The following is a 25,275-nucleotide window of genomic DNA, read 5'->3' on the forward strand; positions in this document are numbered from 1 at the left end:
TTTTAATTAGCACCCAATATGTTTATTAAAAAACAACATATTTTGGCTAAAATACAAATATTTTTCAAACAAATACATAGTGTATAAACTTTGAGTTATTTTTAAAAAAGATACTTAAAATTTGATATTACTCTATTTAATATCCGTTTACAATTAGTTTATATGAGATTTCAGGCGATTTCTACAAACGTTTTAAAGTTATTTCCTATATTAGTGAAAAATTTAACCTTTTCAAAAAATAACATGAAAACAAAAACATTCTTTTTGGCAGCAATTGCTATTGGTGGGAGTTTAACAGCACAGGTTGGGATTAATACATCTACTCCTTCTCATACGTTGGATGTGAATGGTCTGGTAAGAGTAAGAGGACTGTCAAATGCTGAAAAAAAAATTGTTGCGGCGGATGCACAAGGAGTTTTAACCCTTATATCTCCTGAAGAAATTTTTGCTCCGAAAGCTTTATTGAACACTTCTACTTCTTCCAGTGAACAAAGGCTGACCATCTATGAAGGAAAATGCTTTCAACCTACTGATAATGCTTCTTCGTGTACGGTATCTGTAAACCACTATACTTCTTGCGCTGGTTTTACTAATCCTGTCGATACACAAATCATTGTAGGACAAGGCATTAATACAGGTAACGGACAGTTTTTAGGAACCTGGGCAGCCCGTTATGTTGATAATAAAGGATTCAGCGGAACAACTCCTATTGCCAATCAGACAGCTCCAGATTATCCAAGAATCTCCTATCCCGCTACTAATACTGTAAACTATTTAGGAAACGGTAATTTCGGTGGGCAATGCAATACTGATCTTGTAACAACGATCAACCAGACCACCGGAGACATAAAAGTAGAGTCTGTGAAACGAAACATGTTTGCACATCTTGTGTATCTTATCAACATTGCCCGTTCCAGATCTTTATAATACCAATATTTGATTTCAAAAGAGACAGCCACAATTGAATTGTGGCTGTTTTTTTAGTAAGATTTCGTAAATAATCAATCTTTTCTTGAAAGGAAAAGAAATACATTACTTAAAAAATCGTACTATTATCATATGAAACAGATACCGACTGAAGAAACTTTTTCCTCCCCGAAATGGTTAAAAATAATTTGTTATTTTTTCGGACTACTCTTAATCTTGGCTGGATTTGGTCTTCTCATACAGAAAGACCTTCCACAAGAGATTATTTTCTTGGTGCCATTACTTTTGCTGATTGCTATAAGTATGTTGATGTATACCCGGCTAAGACTAATCATTTCAAATACGGATATCCGTTTTACAGGAGGTCTGAGACAACATCAATTTCTCTGGACTGATATTACAAGAATAGATATGAGAAAGGGTGGTAAATATCAGACCCCCATCTGCACTTTATTCTATGCCAAAAAATCACTGCCACTCCATAGAAGCTTTTATTTAAAAGGACAGTTTGATAGAATTTTATCCCTGTTGGAAATGAAGGCTGCACCAGAACTATTCTCTGAGCAATATCAAGCAATCCGTCATCAGATCAATTAATCAGTAAGATTATTTCAATAAAAAAAGCCCCCATCGGGAGCCTAAAACTATTGGATGAATGAAAAACTTATCCCAAATGTATGAAATATTCATTCCGCCTTTTATGCGTACAATCATAATCAAAGATTTTCCTTGTACTTATTATTTGATATCAAGTAGATGAAAGCGAATAACAGGGTTAATTGATAATCTCTCCTTTGCTGTCATCTAATTTTTCACGAAACCTTTGAAGATCTTCAGGATTAGGTTTTGTCCATCCTTTAGCCTCTCCAATAATTTTTAAAGCCATTTCGGAGCGATAAGAACGGGTGGGATTCCCTGGGAATTTCTTATCTGTTACATTGGGATCATTTTCATAGATGCCCGTGGGCTCTACAATATATACACGCTCTACTCTATCTCCTTTTGCTAAGGCTGCAGCAAGTCCAGCTCCGTTAATCAAAGCTGTGAAGTAAATATGGTTCATTTTTAATTCTGACTTATAATTGGAGATTCCGCCTGCGGTCAATAGATCTCCAATTTGCAGATCGGCTTTTGTTCCATGGTAAAAAGGGCCTTTATCAGAAGGATGATTTTTTAATAACAACGATCGTTCAGCGTTCTTTTTTGACATTTCAGTATCTCCCAAATCCTCATAGCATTTGGAAATATTCAAATAAAGAGAAGGTAACGCACTTTTAACCGTATCATCATTAACTTTCAAAGCAAAGTCTAAGGCAATTTCGAGCCATTTTAATCGATCAGCAGCTGTTTTTTGATGTCGTGAAATATAATGGGCTGCAAGAAACTTCTCATGGCCATCCGTAGCTTCTTCCCAGGCTTGTAAAAATAATCTTTCTGCCTCTTCTGGCATCTTATTATCTTCCATGCTCATCCCTTGCAGACATAACTTAACTAAATTATTAAAAGGTGAAAATTCCATACTTTGTTTTTTACTTATTTCTGAATACACTCTATCCTAATTGAGCAAATTTATACAAAATACAACAATGCTGGTGGCCAATGGGCTGAAATTATTTTAATGTTCTCTTGATAATAATATTACTATGATAAGCTTATTTATCCGAATTTCCAGCTATTGATAATCATTTGAGAAACGGAGCTTTTCAACGATTGTTTATGCCCGTTTATCGAAAACCGAGGCCGTTTTACTGTATTATGCAGGACCTTTACATCAGAAAAAGAGCAATAATGCTCAACTATAAATACCATTATTATGAAAACAAAAATCGGAATTACAGAAAAAAACACAGAGGCAGTCGCAGAACAATTGGCAAAATTATTAGCTGATGAGACGCTGCTTTACATCAAAACAAGAAATGCACACTGGAATGTAACGGGAGACAACTTCCACGCCAACCACATTTTCTTTGAAGAACAGTACAAACAACTGGATGAACTGATTGACAGCGTTGCAGAACGTATGCGAAAAATAGGACATTATGCTCCGGCAACCATGAAAATCTATTTGGAACTGACTCATTTAACTGAGGATAGTGATAGAACCAATGACGGACCGGGCTTTATGAAAGATCTTTTGAGCGACCACGAAAGCATCATCGAGTTTCTCCGTGGAAACATCACTCCTTTTGCTGAAAAATACAAAGATTATGGAAGCAGTGATTTCATAACAGGGCTGATGGAAACCCATGAAGAGATGGCCTGGATGATCCGTTCATATTTTAGATAAAAAATATATTTAATTTTAAAAAAAACAGTTATGAAAACCGCATTGAAACAACTTATAGTCATTCTGTTTATCATTACAGGAGCCTTAGGGAATTTTATGTATGGACAAAAAACACCTGTCAAAAACATTGTTTTGGTTCATGGAGCTTTTGTAGATGGCTCCGGCTGGGAAGGAGTATATAAAGAACTTGTCAAAAAGGGATATCATGTTTCTGTTACCCAACAGACTTTATTATCTTTTGAAGATGATGTGAAGCAGGTAAACAGAATCATTGATCAGCAGGATGGTCCCTGTATCTTGGTAGGTCACAGCTATGGCGGCGCCATTATAACTACCGCAGGAAACAATCCAAAAGTTGCCGGACTGGTATATCTTGCTGCCCATGCTCCTGATGAAGGTGAATCAGAGGCAGACAACGGAAAAAAATATCCATCAGAATATAAATCTCTAATTAAAGGAAATGACGGATTTGATTATATAAACCCTTCCAACTTTCCGACAGACTTTGCAGGAGGTGTGGCAAAAGAAAAAGCTGATTTTATGGCCATATCACAAACGCCTACACAAGATTCTGTTTTTCACGCTATTATTCATAATCCGGCCTGGAAATCAAAACCAGTATGGTATATGGTTGCTAAAGCAGATAAAATTATAAATCCAGATTTGGAACGTCTCTATGCAAAACGAGCCAATAGCAAAAAAACAATAGAAATTGCAGGTGCAAGCCACTGTGTCTTCATGACCCATCCTAAAGAAGCTGCTGAACTGATTATGGATGCTGCTAAAGAAAGTAAATAAAATTTGATACACATACGATCTTATTAGTTTACAAATTCAAGCATAACGAATGAATCTCCGAAAATAATTAAGTAGTATATTTGTGTAAACAGAAAGAATTATACCTATGAAAGCTTTAATCGTGGACGATAATGACATTGCAAGAACCACTTTAGCACATCTGGCAAAACAGATTCCGAATCTCACGGTTATTGATGAATTTTCCAATGCAATTAACGCTTACAATTACCTGCAGTCCAATCCGGTTGATTTAATTTTTCTGGATATAGAAATGCCTGAAATGACAGGAATTGAACTCACGAAAACACTTTCAGGTAAAGATACTATTATCATTTTCACGACTTCCAAAAAAGAGTATGCACTTGAAGCTTTTGAACTCAATATTGCGGATTATCTTTTAAAACCTATTATGCCGGCAAGATTCCTGCAGGCGGTAAGCAAGGCACAAACTATTCTCGAAAGCAGAAAAGAAAATGTGGAAGTAACCAGGGATGAGTTTCTTTTCGTAAGAGATTCCAATGTTACCAGACGCTTAAAGCTGGATGATATTTTTTACGCAGAAGCTATGGGCGATTATGTGAAGTTTTATACAAAAGAAAAAATGTTTGCCATTCACGGTAAAATGAAAACCGCCGAAGAACGTCTCCCTAAAGAGCATTTTATAAGAGTTCACCGCTCTTATATTGTTTCTGTAAGTAAGATTGATACCCTTCAGGATGGCGGGATTATGATCAACGGTAAATTCATTCCCGTAGCGGATGCCTATCGTAAAGCACTCAATACAAGAATGAACGTTTTTTAACAGCCAGAGATCGTTAAACCCCTTACCCCATCTTTTGATCCTAATCCTCAATAGGCTTAGGGCTATCTCCTTCTTTTACCAATACTTCCACCTTAAATCAGATCGTTATTTATGAAAAAAACATCTTCAGTAATGAATAGTAAACGATTCAGTTATTTCATTATTCTGGCATTTATTGCGGGTTCGCTTCTATTGATCATTGTTCAGATCAATTCAGCAAGAAATACCAAAGCTCTTATTCAAAATAACAATACCCTTCTGAATGAATTGCGCTCAAGCAACCATTTACGGGAGATTGACCGTGATATTTTGGGGGTAGAAAGCAGAATCAGGGCTTCAATTGCTACAAATGACACCTCACACCTGGAAGGTATTGATCAAAAAATCAATCAGATTGAAAATTTTCTGGACTCTCTCTCCAGAGACAATGTAAGTGCCTCAGAAGAAAAGCTCATCCACAGGTTAAGTGTTCTTGCCATGGAAAAAAAGACCACCAAAGACAAATTAATGCAGCGTTACAGGTCTTTGGGAAATATGGATGACAATACCTCAATCGCCAATCCACGCGCAAGAAATATTTCTAATGAAATCACCAGGATTACCGCCAAGATCTATGAGAGCCGAAAGCTGAATATGGTTGAACTCAGCCAGAAAAGTGGAAAAATGGGACAAAAAGCAAGGTTCTATGATATTTCATTGCTGGTTTTGCTCATATTAAGCGGATCCATTGTAGGGTATCACATTCTTCGTCAGTTCAACCGCCAGAGATTATTAATCAGTGAACTAGATGTTGCCGAAAAAAAAGCGTTAATAGCTGCACAAACCAAAGAAAATTTTCTGGCCAATATGAGCCATGAAATCAGAACTCCTTTAAGTGGAATTCTAGGATTCACCAATCTGCTTCAAAAACGTCCGCTGGATGAAACTTCAGCAGAGTTTGTCTCTTCCATACAGCGTTCTGGAGAAAATCTAATGACCATCATCAATGATATTCTTGATTTATCCAAAATAGAAGCAGGAATGATGCGCATCACACCAGGAATTTTCAGTATCAATGGACTGGTCAATTCTGTTGAGACATTTTTCACAGAACGGGCAAAAGAAAAAGGGCTTACTATTTCCAGTACAATTGACTCCTCCATTCCTGATACGTTGGTGGGAGATGCAACAAGATTAACCCAGATTCTGGTCAACCTGATCGGAAATGCTATAAAATTTACCCAGCAGGGAAATATTACCATTGAAATTTATAATAAACAGCAGACTGAAAAAGAAGCTGTAGTCGGATTCAGGATTTCAGATACCGGAATCGGAATTGACAAAGAAAAGCTCAGCGAAATTTTCGAAAGATTCAATCAGGGAGAAGATTCTACTACCAGAAATTACGGAGGAACCGGATTAGGATTATCTATCGTGAAAAGTTTAATTGTATTGCAGAATGGAAACATTGAAGTGACCAGCGAACAAGGCAAAGGCACAACATTTCATTTTTACATACCTTACGGGATTGCTGAAGAACAGCTCACAATAGTTCCTGCAACGGATCCAAATTATTTTAAAGATACATCCAATACTCCTTTGAAAGTTCTGGTTGTTGATGATAATACGATCAACCAGAGTCTGATGAAACATCTGCTTTCCCAGTGGAATATAGATTTTCATGTGGTATCAAACGGTCTTGAAGCAGTCGGTTATCTCACCAGTAATGAATGTGATCTCATATTAATGGATATACAGATGCCGCAAATGGACGGATATGCTGCAACACAAAAAATAAGAGAGGAACTGAAACTGAATATTCCAATCATCGCAATGACTGCCCACGCTCTGCCAGGTGAAAGAGAAAAATGTCTGAGCCGTGGGATGAATGAATATATTCCGAAGCCTGTAAAGGAAGAAGAACTGTTTACATTGATTTCAAAATTAGGATTTAAAGACAATAACAGGTCCGAAAAGAAAACCGAAGTTACACCATCTGATTATCATTACATTAATCTAACTTATATGCACGCTGTAAGCGGTGGCGACAAAAGTTTTGAAAAGCTGGTCACCCAACAGTTTATTGAGAATATTCCCAATCATTTACAACAGCTGGCAACAGCATATAAAAATCACGATTTTGCAGCCACGAAACTATGGGCTCATGATCTCAAATCAAGTATTTCAATAATGGGACTACACCCCTTACTAAAAGAAAAACTGGATATTCTGGAAATGGCTTCGGAAGAAAACCCTGAATTGCAAAAAATATTGAAAGAGGTACAGGAAGTTCTGTTACAGGCTGTTTCCGAAGCTGAATCATTTTCAAAATCACTTTAAAAAACTAAAAAAAATGAACTTATTTTCACCGATACACATCCGCAGTCTTACGCTAAAAAACAGGATTGCATTATCTCCTATGCAGCAATACAGTGCAAAAAACGGAATTCCAGGCAACTGGCACCTCGTTCATCTGGGAAGTCGGGCCGTAGGCGGAGCCGGACTGATCCTTACAGAATGTACTGCTGTTTCAGAAGAAGGCCTGGCCACATTATCCGATGTAGGAATCTGGAATGAAGAACAGCAAAATGCATGGGCAAACATTGTGAATTTCGTTCACGAGCAGGATGCAAAAATAGGTATTCAGCTGTGGCATGCAGGAGGAAAAGGAAGCCTGAAGCATCCCAATGAAAGAATGAAACCTCTCACCCCGGAAGAAGGAGGCTGGACTGTAAAATCATCTTCTACAAGAGAATTTAACGGCGTTTTTGCTGAAGAGCTTACGATAGATGAAATCAGGGAGCTTACCGCTAAATTCGTAAAAGCAGCCCTTCGTTCTGTTGAAGCAGGTTTTGATACCATTGAACTTCATGCTGCCCACGGTTATTTATTTCACCAGTTTTATTCCGCAGTGATCAATAAAAGACAGGATCAATATGGCGGAAGTTTTGAAAACAGAATCCGGTTTTTGATAGAAACCGTTCAGGAAATCAGGAAAGTGATTCCGATTGAAATGCCTTTATTCGTAAGAATTTCCTCAGTTGACTATATAGAATCAGATGAAGCATGGACCCTGGAAGACAGTATCAGACTTTCAAAAATACTTAAGGAAAGTGGTGTAGACTTTATTACTGCGTCCGGCGGCGGGTTTACCAATGTAAGCAAGGACAAAGTATTTCCCGGATATCAGGTTCCTTTTGCAAAATCAATTAAAGAACAGACGGGAATTATGACCGGAGCTGTTGGAATGATTACAGAAACTGAACAGGCTAATGATATTATCGCCAGCGGAAATGCAGATTTGGTTATTATTGCCAGAGAGCATTTGAGAGATCCATATTTTGCAATTCATTCTGCTAAAACATTGGGTATTGAAACAGAGATCCCATGGCAGTATAAAAGAGCGTATTAAATCAAACAGAAAAAATATCAGTTATGGAAAATCAGGGCGCTTCCGTTGTTATTACTCATCATATTCAGGATGGAAAACAACAGGAATACGAAAAATGGCTGAACGAAATTGTTCCGGTTACCAAGCATTCAGAAGGATTTATTGATCTGCAGATTGTACGTCCTATTCCTGATCTGACTTTTGTATATACTGTTATTATCCGTTTTGATACCATTAAAAATCTTAAAAACTGGATGGAGTCAGATGACCGGAAAAAACTTATTGAGCGAGCCAATCCGTTATTCACAAAAAATGACAATTACCAGATAAAATCCGGGCTGGACTTCCTTTTTAATTCAGAAAATGAAGGCAATAAAGTTCCTGTCCGCTGGAAACAGTTTCTGGTTACCTGGTCTGCCATTTATCCGTTATCAATTCTTATTCCTGTTGTCGTCCTACCCTTTTTAAGAACAATTTTAATTCCTGCTAATCATTATTCTGACGGATTTATCAATTCAGGGATCATCGTTTTTCTGATGGTATTCGCAGTAATGCCCAATTACACCCGGCTAATCAAAAAATGGCTGTATAAATAAAATGGTACCATACAATTCACTTATAATAAAAATCACTGGAAAATTCCGGTGATTTTTTTATTGAATAAAATTCGTATCCTCCTCCCGGCAGCCCTATTCATCGATTATCATATTATTTTTTATTCTCAACGACTCATTTTGCCTTTTCACCGAATGACACCTAAAAAAGAAGCGGTTTCGAGGTAGCTTTACAATAGTAAAAACAAAGAAAATTAATCCCTAAAAAACAAGAATATGAACTCAACATCATTAAGTTTCAGATACGAATTAGAAAAAAAAGAACCGCGTACCAATGATGGCGGTACAACAAGAGGAGCTTCTGTAAAAGAATTTCCAGCTTCTATAGGTATTGCCGGAGTCTCCATGAGACTACAGCCCGGAAGCATGAGAGAACTTCACTGGCATGCCAATGCTGCAGAATGGGCTTATGTGATTTCAGGAACGGTACGTACAACGATCATTCATCCGGACGGTCACAGTTATACAGATAATTTTGAGCCTGGTGATGTCTGGTATTTTCCAAAAGGTTACGGCCATTCTATTCAGGCTACAGGAACGGAAGAATGTCATTTTATCCTGATTTTTGATAATGGTAATTTTTCGGAAGACCATACGTTCAGCGTTACAGACTTTGTTTCAAGCATGCCTCCGGAAATTGTTGCACAAAATCTTGGTCTGAGTCTTGAAGAAGTAGCAGCACTTCCTCAGAAAGAGGTGTACTTCGCGGCAGGAGTTGTTCCGGACGAATTATCTGCTAATGCAGCAGCCCGTCCAGAAGAGTCAGATATTGAACTGACAAGTCTTCACCGCTACCCTTTGCATTCCCAACAGCCAAGAATTATTCCCGGTGGAGGTTTGCAGAGACTGGTTACTCATAAAGAATTTCCTATCAGTACAACAATGGCCGGATCTATACTGGAACTTCAGCCCGGAGCATTAAGAGAAATGCACTGGCATCCCAATGCAGACGAGTGGCAGTATTTCATTTCAGGACAGGCAGAAATGTCGGTGTTTTTGGCAGAAGGTATTTCTGTTACAGAGCAATTCAATGCCGGGGATGTGGGTTATGTGCCTATGGGAGCCGGACATTACATCAAAAATACGGGTGATACGGTCTGCAAAGTATTGATTGGATTTAATAACGGTACCTATGAATCTATTGATGTAAGCGAATGGCTTGCAGGAAACCCGAAAGATGTAGTCACAACTAATTTTGGACTGAAAGAAGGAGAAATAGAAAAGTTTCCGCAAAAGAAAGTATTCATCAAACCTGGAAAATAAACACCTTGCTTTTGGAAACACAATCTCTTACATCTGACGGCTCTGTCAGAATACAGGAGAAACTTGCAATATTTCTGGCTTTTATCGCAGGATATACCGATGCTACAGGACTGATTCAATGGAAAACTTATGTTTCTTTTATGAGTGGAAATACCACGCAGATGGGGGCGGCTTTTTTCAGTGAAAAATCCGGCATAATCATTACTTCTGTTACAGTCATCTTATTTTTTCTGATCGGAATCTATACTGGTACCTGTTTATCATTATGGAAGAAATGCAGAATTAAAAATATTACCTTCTACATCGTTTCAGGAATAATGATCTTTTACAGTATAGCTGATTATTATGAACCTATTGCCAATGTGATATCTATCGCAGTGATCGGTTTTTCGATGGGACTTATGAATACGATTGTAACATCAGTCGGAAGCCAAAAGATCAACACTGATTTTGTTACAGGAACTTTAAACAGCCTCGCAAGAGCAACAGCTATGTTTGTAATGAATGATCATAAAGACCAGCGCAGTGAATATAAAGCGAATATCTTTCATTTATTATTCTTATGGCTGGGTTTTCTCTCCGGTGCTTCAGCTGCTCCTTTCCTACTCTCTTTTTTAGGAAACTGGACACTGATTTTTCCGGCAGCTTTACTGCTGATTTGCGCATTAACAATACCTATTTCAACTATTAAAAACTAACCCAATGTTACAAAAAAATACAGTTGCTCCTGATTTTACATTATTTGCAACTCCAGATCAGAAAATCACCTTATCTGAATTCAGGGGCAGAAATGTCATTCTTGCCTTTTATCCCGCAGACTGGAGCCCGGTTTGTAGTGACCAGATGGCATTGTATAACGAAATGCTGAAATATTTCAAAAAGTATGATGCTGAGATTTTTGGAATTTCTGTAGACAGTAAATGGTGTCACCTGGCATTTTCACAATCCAGAAGCCTTCATTTTCCTTTGCTGGCAGATTTTGAAGCGAAGGGAGACACTGCAAAGAAATATGGGGTTTACAACGATGAGGGAGGGGAATGCAACAGAGCACTTTTTGTCATTAATAAAGATGGCATTATCCAATGGAGTTATCAGTCTCCTACGGCTATCAACCCAGGCGCGGACGGAATTTTAGAAGCATTAGAAACCCTTAACACAAAATAATTATGTCATTAAAACCAGCAGTCAGTAATGCTGACCATACCCAAGGCAGTTTAGATGCCGATTTAGTCATTGTAGAATACGGGGATTACCAGTGTCCTTATTGTGGAGCCGCTTATCCGGTACTTAAAGAATTAATGAAAGAATTCGGAGATCAGATCAGATTTGTTTTCAGAAATTTTCCTCTGTCAGAAATGCATCAGTATGCAAGACCGGCAGCGTTGGTAGCAGAAGCGGCCGGGTTACAGGGAAAATTCTGGGAAATGCATGATGCTATTTATGAAAATCAGGAATTTCTGAATGAAGATCTGCTACTAAAGCTTGCAGAAAAACTGAAATTAAACATTCCCGAATTCCAGGAAGATATTCAAAAACAGGCATTAGCAGAAAAAGTAGATACCGATTTTGAAAGCGGTATTATGAGCGGGGTAAACGGAACTCCTTCATTTTTCATTAATGGAAATAAATTCAATGGAAGCGCCGAAGATCTTTTTCAGCTGGTACGTGAAAATACCATTAACTAAACAAAATCATTTTTAAAATAAAATAAAATCAATTCATAACATTAAAAACATAACAACAATGAGCACATTAACATTAAAAGACGGAACAGAAATTTTTTACAAAGATCAGGGAGAAGGACCCGTACTGATGTTTCACCACGGATGGCCTTTATCATCTGATGACTGGGATGCACAGGTGATCTTTTTCTTACAGAAAGGCTACAGAGTAATTGCCCACGACAGAAGAGGACACGGCCGCTCCAGCCAGAACATTTATAATCATACCATTGAACAATATGCTTCTGATGCAGCCGAACTGGTAGAATTTCTTGATTTGAAAGATGTGGTTCACATTGGGCACTCAACAGGTGGTGGTGAAGTAATCCGTTATGTGAATAAATATTCTAACGGAAGAGCTAAAAAAGCAGTTCTGATCAGTGCTATTCCACCGGTAATGGTAAAAAGTGAAAGCAATCCTGATGGTGTTCCGATTGAAGTTTTCGACAATATCAGAGACCAGACCCTCAACAACAGAAACCAGTTTTATATTGATTTAACATTTCCTTTCTACGGGTACAACAGAGAGGGTGCCAACATCAAAGAAGGTATTCAGAGAAACTGGTGGAGACAAGGAATGATGGGCGGTATTGTAGCACATTATGACGGTATTAAAGCTTTTTCTGAAACAGATTTAACCGAAGATTTAAAAGCTGTTGATATTCCTGTTTTAGTTCTTCACGGAGAAGATGACCAGATTGTCCCGATTGAAAACGCCGCCATAAAATCAGCGAAGTTATTAAAGAATGGAAAACTGATTACCTATCCCGGTTTCCCTCACGGAATGCCGACTACAGAGCACGAAACAATTAACAAAGATATCCTGGAGTTTATCAGATCTTAATCTGATCTACCCTTACTTCTATACCAAGATGAGCCTTATAAGGCTCATCTTTTTATTATTTCAAAAGGTTTGATATTTCCTATATAAGAATTAAAATATCAGTTTTGCAGATAATCTTTAATCGCTTTCAATACACCAAAGCTGTCATTCGTAGAAGCCTCAAAATTAGCTACCAGCTTTACATTTGGGTGGGCATTTTTCATAGCATAGGAATATTTGGCATTCTTCAGCATTTCTATATCATTCATATAGTCTCCGAAAGCCATCGTATTTTCAGGAGAAATCCCCAGAGACTTCTGAAGTATTTTCAGGGCATTCCCTTTATTAATATCTTTATTCATGACATCCAGCCAATGTGCTCCGGAAATGACTATTTCCAGACCCAGATCTTCAAATTTTTTAAGGGCAGGATAAAGATGCTTTTCAGAACCATCCGGATGATAAACTGCAATTTTAAAGGCTGTATCATCAATTTTTTCCGTCAGATCATCTTTCTTCATATTTTTGGTATAATACTTAGAGAAAAAATCCACGAACTGCTGATCATCGGTTTCATAATAAGCATATTTCTTAGCTGATAATACAGCTTTGGCTCCTGGTATTTCACGAACAGTCTTTATGATCTCAACAATATGTTTATATTCCAGGGTATCAGCAAAAAGTTCCTGATCTTTATAGACCACATAGCCGCCGTTTTCAGCAATAAAACCGATCTCGTTCTCTATATCTCCGAAATAATGGGTAATCCCGGGCATCTGCCTTCCGCTTGCCGGTACAAATAAAATATTTCTTTTTTTCAGTTCCTTGTAAACATCCGAAAATTCAGGGCTCATTTCATGACTGGAATTGAGGAAAGTCCCGTCCATGTCGGTAACAATTAATTTAATATGCTCCATAATTTTAGTGGGAAAAGCTACATTCTGAATGAATCAGAATTACAATTGGTTTATTCTTTTTCAAAGATATTGATTTTATTATTTTTTATTGTATTGGATAGCTGGCAGACTTTCTAATATTTATTTTTATATTGTCTTTTAATATCCTTACATCATCCTTTTGCAACATCCTATCAGGGTAATAATATTAAGCATCTAAATTTTGAATGCATACAAAATTTAATTCTGTTCCATTTCAAATTTTTATCAAATAAAAAACTACAAAATAGTTGCATATATTATTTAAATACTTACTTTTGTACCCGCTTCACAATAAAAGAAGACAAGGGGGATTGGCGCAGTTGGCTAGCGCGTTTGACTGGCAGTCAAAAGGTCACGGGTTCGAATCCCGTATTCTCCACTTTGTGTAACTGATGAAATCCTCAAAATGCACTAAAAACTCATAAATCCCGCAAAATTAAAATTTGCAGGATTTTTTTTTATACAATGAAATCGCAGATTTTTCAGCAGAATAATTCCTGGGTATTGGTAAGCATCTATAGTTCAAGCGTTTTCGAACATGAAAATCACTATAAGAATCACGTTCACCCTTAGCTACTCGCTTTTTTATTTATAGGAAAAATTAATCACGGTTAACACTTTTGGCCTGCCGGACAGCCTGGTTATCTTTCAGATTAAGTTTATAGACCAATGTTAACCGATAGCGGGCTGCATTGGGAATACTGGTTTGGTTGATCTCGTAATCTGAGCCTTTAGTCACGCTACTGGATTTTCTAAGCTCAAACAGGTTACTTACATCAAATGTCACCGTTACTTTATCCTTCAAAAAAGTCTTGCTGCAGCCAAAATCAATACTATGTAGAGCATTGTTACGGGTTTGCGCAGTGGCATTGGCTCCTCTCAGATTATAAACGGCCTGGAAAGCAAGTTTATTCTTCAGTTTCAGCTGGGCACTTAACCGTGCGGTAAGCGTATTACCTGAATAATCAAAGCTTTGAGTATGATAAGTTCCTTGCTTGGCATAATGAAATAGATTAAGCTCTGTATTTACCTGCAGCCATTTAACAGGGTTATACAATAGTGATAATTCAAAGCCCTGTCGTATTTCTTTATCAATGTTAACGGGCATACTGATAAACAATCCATTGGCATTCCTGTAAGTATAATCTTCTATTACTCCCCTATTTTGCTGGTAATAGAATGCAGGATTAAAAGTGAGGGTTTTCCAGTTTCTAAGAAAAGCGACTTCAAATACATCAGCATAAGATGGGTTGAGGTCAGGGTTGCCAACATAACGAGTGCTCAGATCTGTTAATTCATTAAAAGGATAAATCATGTATAGAGAAGGTCTGTTGATCCGTTTACTGTAACTGCCCTGCAAGGTTGTCCCTTCATTAAAACGATAGCTGATATTGAATGTTGGAAAAAGACGGTTGTAATTTTTATCATTGGTATAGCTCCCTTTGAGGTCTTTGATCCCGATATGGGTCAGCTCACCGCGTAAGCCTGCCTGATAGCTCAATTTTTCTGTCTTTCCGGAAAATTGTACATAAGCACTTCCAATCAATTCTTTATACAGCAGATGATTGTCAATCTGATCAATGATTTCCCATTCTGTATTATTTTGTTGTTCGGCAATAAAATCACTGGTTACACTGCGATTCTCTGCTTTCAGTCCAAATTCCAGTACAGAAGTGCTGTCCAGAGGTTGTACCATATCTGTTTTAATCATAAAATCTTTACTTCCACCCGTTGAATTTGTTCTGATTACAGGCAAAGTAGCAGCAGCCGGTAAAAGCTTACTGGTTACCAGATTCCAATCTTTACTGCTGTTCCAGAAATCATATTGCAGGTCAACGGTAAATTTCTTTCCAACCCGTTCAAAAGTACGGGTATAATTAGCTTCCAGCTGATTGAAGCTTCGTTTTTCCCATGATTCACCTTTGCGGATAAGACTGCTGTCGATCATGTCATTCTTTCCTGAATACAGGTAATTTAAGCTGGTCTTGTCATGATCATTGGTTGCGTTTCTTAAAAATGCAACAGTAAGCGTATTATGGTCGTTGATCTGATAATCTGCCCCAAGATAAAGTAATCTGGCATCATCATGTCTGTCTTCATCCTGTCGCTGGTTCAGGTAAACCGGTGTATCCAGAAGCCCGGTAGACTGCTGCATCGTATACAAGCCTACATAATCTGACAATCTCAATCCATAAGTTCCAAACAAATTAAGCTTATTTGATTTATAATTAATACTGGGACTCAGGCGGGTTTCATTGGGGATACCACCAACTACCCGAAGCTGGCCGCTAAATCCTGACTTCTTATTCTTTTTCAGGATGATATTAATTATTCCAGCCGAGCCTCCAGCATCAAATCTTGATGAAGGATTCGTGATCACTTCCACCCGTTCCACCTGATCTGCAGGCACCTGCTCAAGGGCATTTCCCTGGGTTAATCCGGTACGTCGTCCGTCTATCAATACCAATACATTCGTGTTTCCCCGAAGGCTGACTGCGCCTATAGGACTTACACTCACCGAGGGAACCATATTCAGCAGATCTGTGACAGCTCCCGATTGTGAGAGAACATCTTTCCCCACTTCGAAAACTTTTTTATCCAGTTTCAGGCTGACAGATGCTCGTTGAGAAGTCATTGATACTTCTTCCAACAATTTTGCATCAGGCTCTAAAAGGATTGTCCCGACCTTTACCGAAGTACCAGAGCTGACCTCTACAGGCTGATTAATGGTTTTAAACCCCATAAGACTGTAACTGATATGGTAATTTCCTGCGGGGATATTTTCCATACGGAACATTCCTTTACTATCTGTGATAACAACGGCAAGTTGTTTTTCCTGATTTTCTTTAAGTATTACAGTTACATACGGTATAGGCAGAGCCGGTTTTTCATGCACCGTACCTGTTATTTCTGATCCCTGTGCAAAGCAGTATTGAGCAGTAATCAGTACAACAAAGATTAGTATTATCTGTTTCATAATGTAAATGTAAAGCGAGGAGCCAGGCACTTTACTTAAAAACATGTGAACGGCTCTATCAGCTTTTAAACAGTCATCAGATTTTGGGTATTCCGTTGTATATTTACATTATGCAGCATCTGTTATTTTTATTAACGTTTCTTGGTTTCCTGGTTCCGGCTGTTATCAGCAATGAAAATCCCATACCTGTCTACAAAATCGGTGACAATACGGCATGGGCAGCAAAAAACTTCAATGATAAAGACTGGTCAGAATCCCGGGGAAATACTTCGGACAAGATATTCTGGTCGCGAACGCATTTAGAGCTTCGTAAAGTAGAAAAAGATGTCCTTCCTCTTGGTCTCCAGATACAATCCTTTGGTGCTTTTGAAGTCTATTGGGATGGAATATTAATCGGTAAAAACGGACAGGTTCCTCAAAATGGAAGACCTGAAGTACCCGGTACCGAGGGCAGCTATTACAGAATTCCGGATCATTTAGTTTCGCCTGGTCTTCATACGGTTGCCTTGCGAAGTTCACAATCTTCGCTTCCCCATGTACAACGGAGCATTAGTTTTAGTATAGAAAACTATCCTACATTATTGACCAATCCATTGATTACCATGTCTTATATGAACTTAATGGCCGGAGCCTTCCTCACTGCAGCGATCTATTATTTTTTCCTTTATGTGAACAGCAAACGTAAACAATGGGATATCCTGATTTTCGGAACCATTTGCCTGCTTTTTTTTGCTTTACTAATAATGGAATACCTGAAGTTCCATGTGGTTATCCCTTATTCCAGATTTTTTATCCGGCTGGAAATCATCGGCTGGCTGACTTTTGCCAATGCACTACTCGTTCCCTTGTATTTTATCATCCAATTCAACTTTAAAAAAGGAGGCTGGCTCATAGCAGCTTTATTGGTAACTCTGCTGTTATTGTATGGGTTTAATTATGGGCATTATGACCTGACGGCCCGGCTCTACAGTCTTGCTATGCTTGTCACTGCTTTTATTGTGGTACTGAACAGTATTATCCAAAAAGAGAAGGGAAGTTTTATCGTACTGACCGGGCTTTTACTCAGTGCTTTGGTCAACAGATATATGGTATATGATTTCGGACTGTTCGTGAGTTTTACCGTGATCGTCTTATGTATGCTTTATCTTCATTCCATCCGTACCAGTGTTATTGAGGCTGAACATCAAAATTCTTTACTACTTTCTTCAAGACTGCAGCTGGAACTGATCAAAAAAAATATCCAACCCCATTTTTTAAGAAATACTCTTACTTCCATGATGGATTGGGTGGAAGAATCTCCCAAAGAAGGGTCACGCTTCATCCAGGCATTAGCGGCAGAATTTGATATTATGAACGAAATCTCTGAGCAGACCCTGATCCCTGTATCCAAAGAACTGGAACTCTGCAGACAGCATCTTTCTGTGATGGGATTCCGAAAGGAAATTAATTATATCTGGGAACAAACCGGGATTGACGAAACACAGTTTATACCGCCTGCCATTATTCATACTTTACTGGAGAATGGTATTACTCATAGTGAACCGATGTCCGGAAATACTGTTAAATTCATCCTCCGTTATTCGGTTTCGAAAGAGGCTCATCAGTATGTTTTTGAAACTATCGCAAAAAATCGGCGGGTACTGACAGACCGGACGGGTGGTAACGGTTTTAAATATATCAGAGCGCGTCTAACGGAAAGCTATCAACAAAACTGGACCTTCAATTCGGGAGTTACAGAAAGCGGCTGGGCATCTACCATTCAAATTTTACGACCATGAATATACTCATCATAGAGGACGAATCCCGGATTGCCAGACGTTTAGAACGAATGACCACTGAGTTTTTCGGGAATGAGCCTACCCGAATTACGATCTGTGATTCTCTACAAAAAGGCCTTGATGAAATTGCCAGTCAAACTCCGGATCTACTCCTTTTGGATCTTAATCTTAATGGTGATAACGGTTTTGAGGTATTGGAGCAGATGGTTGCAGCTTCTTTTCATACAATTATTGTTTCCGCCAATATCGACAAAGCGATCCACGCATTTGCCTATGGTGTGCTTGATTTCGTTCCCAAACCTTTTGATCAGGACAGACTTTTTCAGGCTTTGAACCGGTTTATCAGTCCGGCAATAAAACACGATGAAACTATTAAATACCTAGCAGTAAAAAGGGCCGGACAGATTCGGCTGGTGAATATTGCGGAGGTCATCTACGTCAAAGGGGCCGGAATTTATACTGAACTGCATCTTAAAAACGGGCAGCAAGAATTACATGATAAATCACTTGAGCTTTTGCAGCAACTCCTTCCCGACCGGTTTGAACGTATTCATAAATCTTACCTTGTTAATCTTCAACAGGCTGAAAAGATATTGATTAATCCTGGTTCCCGGTATGAATTGCTGCTCCTGACAGGGGAAATCTTACCGATAGGACGTTCAAAATACAAGGAACTTAAAAAAAAGATAATCTGATGCATGATATAAGCTGAATCATCACCTTCAGAGTTCGTCTTTGTAAAGAAAAACTATCTACCAAAAATCCCGTTTCTGTATTTTCATCATTAAAGTGCTACCCAGGATGAGATCGATACATTAAATAAATAGAAGAAAAACAGGGTAGCACAATTTTAAATAATAAGCCTTAGCTTACTCATCTTCTAATGGTAAACGTGATACTTTTATATAATCATTTTTAGATTTACTAAATACAACGATAATTAATAAGCTAAAGAAAAAGATAAAAAATAGCAGTGTTATACTTTGATATAATTCTTTGTTTTCAATATTGAACAAAAAATTTTTAAAATTTTGTGGTATCATTTTTATGTTGTTAATTGTTACTAACAGTTTTTATTTCTGTTGTTTTTATATCTGTACCTAACCTTTGAAGGTATGAAATAAGTGCTACAATTTCTTTCTTCTCCAATTCTCCTTTAGGTTTTTTAGAATATGCTTCTTTTAAGTCATTCGCTTCAGAAAAAATATCTTTTACAATTTCAGATGCCTGATGATCTGCCCAAATTTCAGCAGAATCAATTTCAGCTTTACTATATGGAACATCATACATTTTCTTCATAAAAACAATCTTATCTACCATTTGAGACCTATCAAGATCATTCGTAATAAGCCATGGATATCTCGGCATTATTGAACCTGCAGAGGTAGATCTGGGATTATACATATGTTTATAATGCCATGAACTTGGATTCTTGCCGCCTTCTCGATGTAAATCCGGGCCGGTTCTCTTTGAGCCCCACAAGAAAGGTCTGTCATAAACAAATTCTCCAGCTTTAGAATACTCCCCATTTTTCCCATTAAATCTTACTATTTCGTCTCTAAAAGGTCTTATCATTTGGGAATGACAAGCATTACATCCTTCACGAATATAAATATCACGCCCCTCTAACTCAAGTGGTGAATAGGGTTTTACTGCTGAAATAGGCGGAACACTTTGTTTTAGAGATAATGTTGGAATAATTTCAACGGCACCTCCTATAGATATTACAATAAAGGATAAAACACTTAATAAATAAGGCATCCTTTCGATCCATAAATGTACACCCTCACCGTCTTTTCGCCGATTGCTTATAACTGCCAGTGCAGGGGCTTCAGCATGTACAACTTTTTGAAATGATCCTTTTCTAACGGTTGCAATAACATTTATAACCATAAGAATAGCTCCAGAAATATAAAAAGTTCCTCCAATAAATCTCATTTTATAATATGGAATAATAGCCGTCACTGTATCCAGCCAGTTTTTCCACATTAATGTTCCATCAGGATTGAATTGTTTCCACATCAAGCCTTGGGTAAACCCAGAAATATACATGGGAACTGCGTAAAAGATTATCCCTAATGTTCCTAACCAAAAATGCCAGTTAGCCAGTTTAGCAGACCATATTTTTGTTTTCCACATAATAGGAACTAAGTAATAAATCATCCCAAAAGCCATAAATCCGTTCCATCCCAGTGCGCCTAAATGAACATGGCCGATGACCCAGTCTGTAAAATGTCCAATTTTATTAATATTCTTGGTGGCTAATAAAGGGCCTTCAAAAGTTACCATTCCATAGCAGGTTACTGCAACAACAAAGAACTTCAATATCGGATTTTCTCTTACCTTATCCCAGGCCCCTCTTAGAGTCAAGAGTCCGTTTAACATTCCGCCCCAAGACGGTGCAATAAGCATAATGGAAAAACCGGTTCCCACTGCTTGAGCCCATGCAGGTAAAGCTGTATACTGCAGGTGATGCGGACCCGCCCATAAATAGACAAATATCAATGACCAAAAATGGATAATTGAAAGCTTATAGGAAAAAACAGGTCTTTCAGCAGCTTTAGGAAGAAAATAATACATTAACCCCAAAATAGGAGTTGTTAAAACAAATGCAACAGCATTATGACCATACCACCATTGTACCAAAGCATCTTTCACACCGGAATACATAGAATAAGACTTCCACCCTGTAAAAGATAAAGGAATCTCCAGATTATTCAAAATATGGAGCATTGCCAACCCAATCCAGGTTCCTATATAAAACCATATTGCCACATAAAGATGCCTAACCCTTCTCCTGGCAATTGTCATAAACATATTAACGCCAAAAATAACCCATGAAAAAGTAATTAAAATATCAATTGGCCATTCATGTTCTGCATATTCTTTAGAAGTATTTATACCCATAAAAAAGGTGATAAATGTAGCTACAATCATTATTTGCCACGTCCAGAAGTGAATCCAGGATAATGTTGCACTTGCCATTGGTGTCTTTAAAAGCCGCGGTAAAGAATAATAAACTCCGGTATAAATACTATTGCAGACAAATGCAAAAATAACCGTATTAGTATGCAGCATTCTGATTCTTCCAAAACCAAAAGCTCCGTGTGTATCAATTAAAGACTGAATTCCTCCTGTCTTTAAACTTTGAATTGTTGTATCATCTGTTCCAAATAAGAACTCAGGAAGTTCAGGATAAAAAAGCATTAATGCTGCTGTTAAACCAAACGTAAATCCTATTATCCCAAATATTATCGTAGCATATAAAAAAGCCCGGACAATATTGTTATCATAACTAAACTTTTGTGACTCCATATCAACTATCTATTTTATTTTCCACTTTTCAACCTTATCATACCGCTTTAGTGCGCTATTTCTTAGCCTTAAAATAATTTTCAAATTTATAAAGTCCACTGAGTCTATCTATGGTAATAATTATGGAAAATATTGCTTTAATGAAAGATTTAATGAAGTCATTATTCTAATTATATAGGGTAAAGATTTAGACTTTAGAAAAGATGATTGTTAACCAACACATCGTAAAACGCTCGTTGTTATGAGTGATTTGTACAGTATTTTGTACAATTAGTCCTATTATTTCATTTAAAGATTGGCTTACATTTGATAAAATAATTAATCCTAACCATTGTTATAAAAAGTTCATAATAATTCTACGGTCTAAAAGAATAAACAATAACCTTGAACATTTTACTTTTAAACCATTGATGAAATAAAAACATAGAAAATTAGATGGAAAAGCCATATCCAACATTTGATATTTGCCATTTGATAACTCATAAATTATCAAACGATCTTTTCAATGCAGACAGATTTGAAGGATATTTAGCAAAGAATCCCCCCATAAAAAACATTCACAAACACAATTTTTATCATCTGGTCTATTTTACATCTGGTACAGGAAATCATACTATTGATTTTACAAACTATCCTATTGAAGCAGGCAGTATTTATTTTATGTCTCCCGGACAGGTTCATCATTGGGATTTTGAAACTGATGTTCAGGGATATGTTATTAATTTTTCCGGGATTTTTTTTGATCAATTATTTTTAAGCTCTTCCATTCTTGATCAGTTTGCATTTTTCAATGTATTTTCTCGTTGTCAAATGTTAAAGATTAACGAAACTAACCGATCAAAGGTTATTGATATTTTTGAAAACATTCTTGGAGAATTGGCTAACGATGATCAATATATACCATTGATGATCGCTTCAAAAATGCTGCAACTTTTTATCATTGTGAGTAGAGAATTACAAATGGAGATCCCTGTTCTAGGTACAACCCATCATAATTCTATAATATTAAAGCAGTTCTTTTCTCTTATTGAGGACAATTTTAAGGATCTTAGGCTTCCAAAAGATTACGCTGCATTACTCTACATAACTTCAAATCATTTAAATTTTTTATGTAAAGAACACCTCAATATATCATCTGGGGAAATAATAAGAAACAGAATATTACTTGAAGCTAAAAGAATGCTTGTGAATTACAATGTATCAGTCGCCAATATAGCACTGGAATTAAACTTTTTTGATACTTCTTATTTTATAAAATTTTTCAAAAAATATACGCGGCTTACTCCTGAAGCATTTAGAAAACAACATTATACAGCGTAGTTTTTAATTCTTAAAAAACAGCTTTAAAATGATGAGTACAGGGCTTTCCCTTTTAAGTATAAATCGTCCGAAATGCAAAGCCAATAAAGAAAAAGTATAGTGGATGCAGCAAGCTGAAAGTCAAAAAAATCTGCAAAGAAGATAATCTTCACCCTTCTTACAAAAGAGCAATCTATAATACTGTATATTTTTCGTAAAATGGAGCAACCCTTGTTCTTACAATAATTAAAGTAACTAAATCATTATCTATTAAACATGATATAATCATGGTCCTGTACCATTTTTTAATTGTAAAGGTAATCCAGTTACCCTTTTCGATCCATTGGTACATTTTTTTCTTAAAATACCGCATAATATGATCCTTCCTCTTCCCTTGTAATGAAAATAAGTCTTTCATAATCTTTGATAATCTTTAATAATTTTTAGTCTAACAAGTTTTTATGTTATCCTTATTTCATGGATTAGTTTTATTATTCCAAAAATAGTGAAATACGAGTCACAATATTATGATTAAAATCATAATATTCATGTTAAAATATATTAAATCCTTTCTGGCAGGGAATTTCCAATTGAAGACAATAGTGAAGGATTCAAAAAAAAAGAGTAAAAAATGTGGTACTTTTTTTTACAAAATTTGATGAATATGGTTTGTTTTTTGTTTTGCGTTTGATAATTTTTTTAAAATAATTCATTATTAACTTATAAAATTTAAAGACATGATAATAAGTGAAGATTTATTATTAGCCTACGGTGCAAATTATGAAAACTTTGAAGCTCATCAAACGATTTTTCATGAAGGAAATTTGCCAAAGTTTTATTATCAGATTATTAATGGTATTGTTGAACTAAACAATTATCACGAAGACGGCAAAGAATTTATTCAAAACATTTTGTATGACGGGGAAAGTTTTGGAGAATCTTTTCTCTTTGATGAAAAGGCCTACCCTACCAATGCTACAGCTAAAACTTCCTGTACTGTCCTCAAACTATCCAAAACGGATTTCTTCAGTTTACTGAATCAAAATCCTGAAGTGTCTTCCAAAATGTTCAAATGTCTGGCTGAGCGGTTATACTACAAGTATGTCATGTTATTTAATGTTTCCTCACCTGATCCCTTAAATAAGCTCAAAACGGTAATGGATTATCTTAAGGGTGATAATGACCATAACAAATATTCATTCCAGATTCCCCTTACCAGACAGCAACTAGCTAATTTAACAGGGCTGCGTGTGGAAACAGTGATCAGAACAATAAAAAAAATGCATAATGCACATTTAATAAAAGTTCAGAACAGGAAGATATTTTATTAAAAATCAGGAATTCAGTAGCATCACATCAAAAAATTGAGAGACTCCCTGAACAAAGGAGCCTCCCAGCATATATTAAGACATTTGTGTATTGTATATATAAATCATGAATCAACAGCATTATTGTTCTACGATCGTCAGTGAATTGTATGCTCCGCTTCCTGATATATCGAATTGGCTTATTGTACCGTCAAATGCCACTGTAATCCAGGTGAAAGGTCTCAACCGATCTCCTTTATTCAAATAAACACTTACAGTACATGCGGAACCTACAGGTACAACATTGGGACTGGCTCCTGTATCAGAAGCATATCCATTATTTGTTTTTACCCTTTGAGTAATTGTACCTCCCGGATTTCTGACCTCCCATATGGCTTCTGTCTGGTTATTTCCTCCGGTATTTACCTGGCTTGGCTGCAGCGCAAAAGTAAAGGTTGCAAAGTATACTCCGGTTCGGGGAGCAATAAACTCTCCTGTTGCAGGATCAAAATTATTTGTCGGCACTCCTGAATCTGAGTCAAGTTTTTCTACCCAATTGGTTAAATAAGACGATCTACGCTGTACAATACCGGATTTAGTACCTATTTCTGAAGGGGTTGCACTTTCAAACACATAGGTATCCTGAGTCATCTTATTCGCCATTACTACAATACGGGGCTTACCTTTAGGAAAAAAACTTACCCAGTTGTTACCATCAGAAAATTCTAAATAGCCTTTTACTCCGATGGCTGGACTTGCAACATACCGCAAAGCCCCTGCCCCTGCCTGGCTGGCTGTTTTATCCGTATTGCCTATCGCTATGGAACCATTATTTCCACTGCGTAAATCTACAGCAACCTTAGGACTGGGAACCAGTACTCCCAACCTGCCCGTATTGTCTATAACCACTTTACCTGCATCAGTATTGATTTCCACAGGATTTGTCGGGTTACCTACTCCGAATCCTATTTGTGCATTAACATGAAGAGTTCCCAAAAGCAGAAGAATGAAAACGAAGGGTGTGTTTTTTGTTTTATATAGCTGTATCATCATTGT

The 25,275-nt window shown here is 37.1% G+C and carries 22 protein-coding genes and 1 tRNA gene; 18 read left to right on the forward strand and 5 right to left on the reverse strand.

Features of this window, described 5'->3' with window-relative positions:
• Positions 1 to 243: 243 nt before the first annotated feature.
• A complete protein-coding gene (locus GFU89_RS04175; RefSeq protein WP_318845949.1) occupies positions 244 to 927 on the forward strand; it encodes a hypothetical protein in 684 nt (227 codons plus the stop codon).
• Positions 928 to 1,059: 132 nt separating this feature from the next.
• The gene (locus tag GFU89_RS04180) at positions 1,060 to 1,524 is read left to right on the forward strand and encodes a hypothetical protein (protein ID WP_318845950.1); all 465 of its coding nucleotides are present in this window, start codon (positions 1,060 to 1,062) and stop codon (positions 1,522 to 1,524) included.
• 178 nt (positions 1,525 to 1,702) lie between these two features.
• Here GFU89_RS04180 and arr read toward each other — a convergent pair whose 3' ends face one another.
• Positions 1,703 to 2,137, reverse strand: coding sequence for an NAD(+)--rifampin ADP-ribosyltransferase (gene arr / locus GFU89_RS23330; protein ID WP_413228579.1), 435 nt, complete (start codon positions 2,135 to 2,137; stop codon positions 1,703 to 1,705).
• Positions 2,138 to 2,740: 603 nt separating this feature from the next.
• On the opposite strand from arr, the gene GFU89_RS04190 reads away from it, so the two are divergent.
• The 11 genes from GFU89_RS04190 to GFU89_RS04240 all read left to right on the forward strand — a co-directional run bounded on the left by GFU89_RS04190 (position 2,741) and on the right by GFU89_RS04240 (position 12,626).
• On the forward strand, positions 2,741 to 3,214 hold the full coding sequence (locus tag GFU89_RS04190; RefSeq protein ID WP_318845952.1) for a DNA starvation/stationary phase protection protein: 474 nt from the start codon (positions 2,741 to 2,743) through the stop codon (positions 3,212 to 3,214).
• Between the two features lie 30 nt (positions 3,215 to 3,244).
• Positions 3,245 to 4,012, forward strand: coding sequence for an alpha/beta hydrolase (locus tag GFU89_RS04195; RefSeq protein WP_318845953.1), 768 nt, complete (start codon positions 3,245 to 3,247; stop codon positions 4,010 to 4,012).
• A gap of 106 nt (positions 4,013 to 4,118) precedes the next feature.
• Positions 4,119 to 4,814 (forward strand): LytTR family DNA-binding domain-containing protein, encoded by a 696-nt coding sequence (locus GFU89_RS04200; RefSeq protein WP_318845954.1) that lies wholly within the window; start codon positions 4,119 to 4,121, stop codon positions 4,812 to 4,814.
• 132 nt (positions 4,815 to 4,946) lie between these two features.
• Entirely contained in the window at positions 4,947 to 7,133 is a 2,187-nt protein-coding gene (locus GFU89_RS04205; protein ID WP_318845955.1) for an ATP-binding protein, read from the forward strand.
• Between the two features lie 13 nt (positions 7,134 to 7,146).
• Entirely contained in the window at positions 7,147 to 8,205 is a 1,059-nt protein-coding gene (locus tag GFU89_RS04210; RefSeq protein ID WP_318845956.1) for an NADH:flavin oxidoreductase/NADH oxidase, read from the forward strand.
• A gap of 23 nt (positions 8,206 to 8,228) precedes the next feature.
• A complete protein-coding gene (locus tag GFU89_RS04215) occupies positions 8,229 to 8,780 on the forward strand; it encodes an antibiotic biosynthesis monooxygenase (protein WP_318845957.1) in 552 nt (183 codons plus the stop codon).
• Positions 8,781 to 9,014: 234 nt separating this feature from the next.
• Complete coding sequence (locus GFU89_RS04220) at positions 9,015 to 10,061, forward strand: cupin domain-containing protein (protein WP_318845958.1); 1,047 nt, start codon at positions 9,015 to 9,017, stop codon at positions 10,059 to 10,061.
• Between the two features lie 11 nt (positions 10,062 to 10,072).
• Complete coding sequence (locus tag GFU89_RS04225) at positions 10,073 to 10,759, forward strand: YoaK family protein (RefSeq protein WP_318845959.1); 687 nt, start codon at positions 10,073 to 10,075, stop codon at positions 10,757 to 10,759.
• Between the two features lie 4 nt (positions 10,760 to 10,763).
• A complete protein-coding gene (locus GFU89_RS04230) occupies positions 10,764 to 11,225 on the forward strand; it encodes a redoxin domain-containing protein (protein WP_318845960.1) in 462 nt (153 codons plus the stop codon).
• Between the two features lie 2 nt (positions 11,226 to 11,227).
• The gene (locus tag GFU89_RS04235; protein WP_318845961.1) at positions 11,228 to 11,746 is read left to right on the forward strand and encodes a DsbA family protein; all 519 of its coding nucleotides are present in this window, start codon (positions 11,228 to 11,230) and stop codon (positions 11,744 to 11,746) included.
• Positions 11,747 to 11,804: 58 nt separating this feature from the next.
• Positions 11,805 to 12,626, forward strand: a complete 822-nt coding sequence (locus GFU89_RS04240; RefSeq protein ID WP_318845962.1) for an alpha/beta hydrolase — start codon at positions 11,805 to 11,807, stop codon at positions 12,624 to 12,626.
• A gap of 98 nt (positions 12,627 to 12,724) precedes the next feature.
• Here GFU89_RS04240 and GFU89_RS04245 read toward each other — a convergent pair whose 3' ends face one another.
• Positions 12,725 to 13,522: an HAD family hydrolase gene (locus GFU89_RS04245; RefSeq protein WP_318845963.1), complete on the reverse strand. Its 798-nt coding sequence runs from the start codon at positions 13,520 to 13,522 to the stop codon at positions 12,725 to 12,727.
• 326 nt (positions 13,523 to 13,848) lie between these two features.
• Between GFU89_RS04245 and GFU89_RS04250 the strand changes: the two genes are divergently transcribed.
• Positions 13,849 to 13,922: transfer RNA gene (locus GFU89_RS04250), tRNA-Ala, on the forward strand.
• Positions 13,923 to 14,144: 222 nt separating this feature from the next.
• On the opposite strand, the gene GFU89_RS04255 is transcribed toward GFU89_RS04250, so the two are convergent.
• Positions 14,145 to 16,520 (reverse strand): TonB-dependent receptor domain-containing protein, encoded by a 2,376-nt coding sequence (locus tag GFU89_RS04255; protein WP_318845964.1) that lies wholly within the window; start codon positions 16,518 to 16,520, stop codon positions 14,145 to 14,147.
• A gap of 110 nt (positions 16,521 to 16,630) precedes the next feature.
• Between GFU89_RS04255 and GFU89_RS04260 the strand changes: the two genes are divergently transcribed.
• Positions 16,631 to 18,298: a histidine kinase gene (locus GFU89_RS04260; protein ID WP_318845965.1), complete on the forward strand. Its 1,668-nt coding sequence runs from the start codon at positions 16,631 to 16,633 to the stop codon at positions 18,296 to 18,298.
• Entirely contained in the window at positions 18,295 to 18,993 is a 699-nt protein-coding gene (locus GFU89_RS04265) for a LytTR family DNA-binding domain-containing protein (RefSeq protein WP_318845966.1), read from the forward strand. The genes GFU89_RS04260 and GFU89_RS04265 overlap by 4 nt, the downstream gene beginning before the upstream one ends.
• 358 nt (positions 18,994 to 19,351) lie before the next feature.
• On the opposite strand, the gene ccoN is transcribed toward GFU89_RS04265, so the two are convergent.
• Positions 19,352 to 21,613 carry a cytochrome-c oxidase, cbb3-type subunit I gene (gene ccoN / locus GFU89_RS04270; RefSeq protein ID WP_318845967.1) on the reverse strand — a complete coding sequence of 754 codons (2,262 nt, stop codon included), beginning with the start codon at positions 21,611 to 21,613 and terminating at the stop codon, positions 19,352 to 19,354.
• A 435-nt stretch (positions 21,614 to 22,048) separates the two neighbouring features.
• On the opposite strand from ccoN, the gene GFU89_RS04275 reads away from it, so the two are divergent.
• Entirely contained in the window at positions 22,049 to 22,933 is an 885-nt protein-coding gene (locus GFU89_RS04275) for an AraC family transcriptional regulator (protein WP_318845968.1), read from the forward strand.
• A 716-nt stretch (positions 22,934 to 23,649) separates the two neighbouring features.
• Entirely contained in the window at positions 23,650 to 24,243 is a 594-nt protein-coding gene (locus GFU89_RS04280; RefSeq protein WP_318845969.1) for a Crp/Fnr family transcriptional regulator, read from the forward strand.
• A gap of 117 nt (positions 24,244 to 24,360) precedes the next feature.
• On the opposite strand, the gene GFU89_RS04285 is transcribed toward GFU89_RS04280, so the two are convergent.
• Positions 24,361 to 25,272, reverse strand: a complete 912-nt coding sequence (locus GFU89_RS04285; protein WP_318845970.1) for a hypothetical protein — start codon at positions 25,270 to 25,272, stop codon at positions 24,361 to 24,363.
• Positions 25,273 to 25,275 lie beyond the last annotated feature (3 nt).

This window comes from Chryseobacterium sp. JV558 (assembly GCF_033712365.1).
Lineage (GTDB): Bacteria > Bacteroidota > Bacteroidia > Flavobacteriales > Weeksellaceae > Chryseobacterium.

What these genes read in the sequence shown, in the direction of transcription:
- GFU89_RS04175 (WP_318845949.1), top strand. Translation starts at nt 244, where the DNA reads ATGAAAACAAAAACATTCTTTTTGGCAGCAATTGCTATTGGTGGGAGT.
- GFU89_RS04180 (WP_318845950.1), top strand. Translation starts at nt 1,060, where the DNA reads ATGAAACAGATACCGACTGAAGAAACTTTTTCCTCCCCGAAATGGTTA.
- arr (WP_413228579.1), bottom strand. Translation starts at nt 2,137, where the DNA reads ATGTCAAAAAAGAACGCTGAACGATCGTTGTTATTAAAAAATCATCCT.
- GFU89_RS04190 (WP_318845952.1), top strand. Translation starts at nt 2,741, where the DNA reads ATGAAAACAAAAATCGGAATTACAGAAAAAAACACAGAGGCAGTCGCA.
- GFU89_RS04195 (WP_318845953.1), top strand. Translation starts at nt 3,245, where the DNA reads ATGAAAACCGCATTGAAACAACTTATAGTCATTCTGTTTATCATTACA.
- GFU89_RS04200 (WP_318845954.1), top strand. Translation starts at nt 4,119, where the DNA reads ATGAAAGCTTTAATCGTGGACGATAATGACATTGCAAGAACCACTTTA.
- GFU89_RS04205 (WP_318845955.1), top strand. Translation starts at nt 4,947, where the DNA reads ATGAATAGTAAACGATTCAGTTATTTCATTATTCTGGCATTTATTGCG.
- GFU89_RS04210 (WP_318845956.1), top strand. Translation starts at nt 7,147, where the DNA reads ATGAACTTATTTTCACCGATACACATCCGCAGTCTTACGCTAAAAAAC.
- GFU89_RS04215 (WP_318845957.1), top strand. Translation starts at nt 8,229, where the DNA reads ATGGAAAATCAGGGCGCTTCCGTTGTTATTACTCATCATATTCAGGAT.
- GFU89_RS04220 (WP_318845958.1), top strand. Translation starts at nt 9,015, where the DNA reads ATGAACTCAACATCATTAAGTTTCAGATACGAATTAGAAAAAAAAGAA.
- GFU89_RS04230 (WP_318845960.1), top strand. Translation starts at nt 10,764, where the DNA reads ATGTTACAAAAAAATACAGTTGCTCCTGATTTTACATTATTTGCAACT.
- GFU89_RS04235 (WP_318845961.1), top strand. Translation starts at nt 11,228, where the DNA reads ATGTCATTAAAACCAGCAGTCAGTAATGCTGACCATACCCAAGGCAGT.
- GFU89_RS04240 (WP_318845962.1), top strand. Translation starts at nt 11,805, where the DNA reads ATGAGCACATTAACATTAAAAGACGGAACAGAAATTTTTTACAAAGAT.
- GFU89_RS04245 (WP_318845963.1), bottom strand. Translation starts at nt 13,522, where the DNA reads ATGGAGCATATTAAATTAATTGTTACCGACATGGACGGGACTTTCCTC.
- GFU89_RS04255 (WP_318845964.1), bottom strand. Translation starts at nt 16,520, where the DNA reads ATGAAACAGATAATACTAATCTTTGTTGTACTGATTACTGCTCAATAC.
- GFU89_RS04260 (WP_318845965.1), top strand. Translation starts at nt 16,631, where the DNA reads ATGCAGCATCTGTTATTTTTATTAACGTTTCTTGGTTTCCTGGTTCCG.
- GFU89_RS04265 (WP_318845966.1), top strand. Translation starts at nt 18,295, where the DNA reads ATGAATATACTCATCATAGAGGACGAATCCCGGATTGCCAGACGTTTA.
- ccoN (WP_318845967.1), bottom strand. Translation starts at nt 21,613, where the DNA reads ATGGAGTCACAAAAGTTTAGTTATGATAACAATATTGTCCGGGCTTTT.
- GFU89_RS04275 (WP_318845968.1), top strand. Translation starts at nt 22,049, where the DNA reads ATGGAAAAGCCATATCCAACATTTGATATTTGCCATTTGATAACTCAT.
- GFU89_RS04280 (WP_318845969.1), top strand. Translation starts at nt 23,650, where the DNA reads ATGATAATAAGTGAAGATTTATTATTAGCCTACGGTGCAAATTATGAA.
- GFU89_RS04285 (WP_318845970.1), bottom strand. Translation starts at nt 25,272, where the DNA reads ATGATGATACAGCTATATAAAACAAAAAACACACCCTTCGTTTTCATT.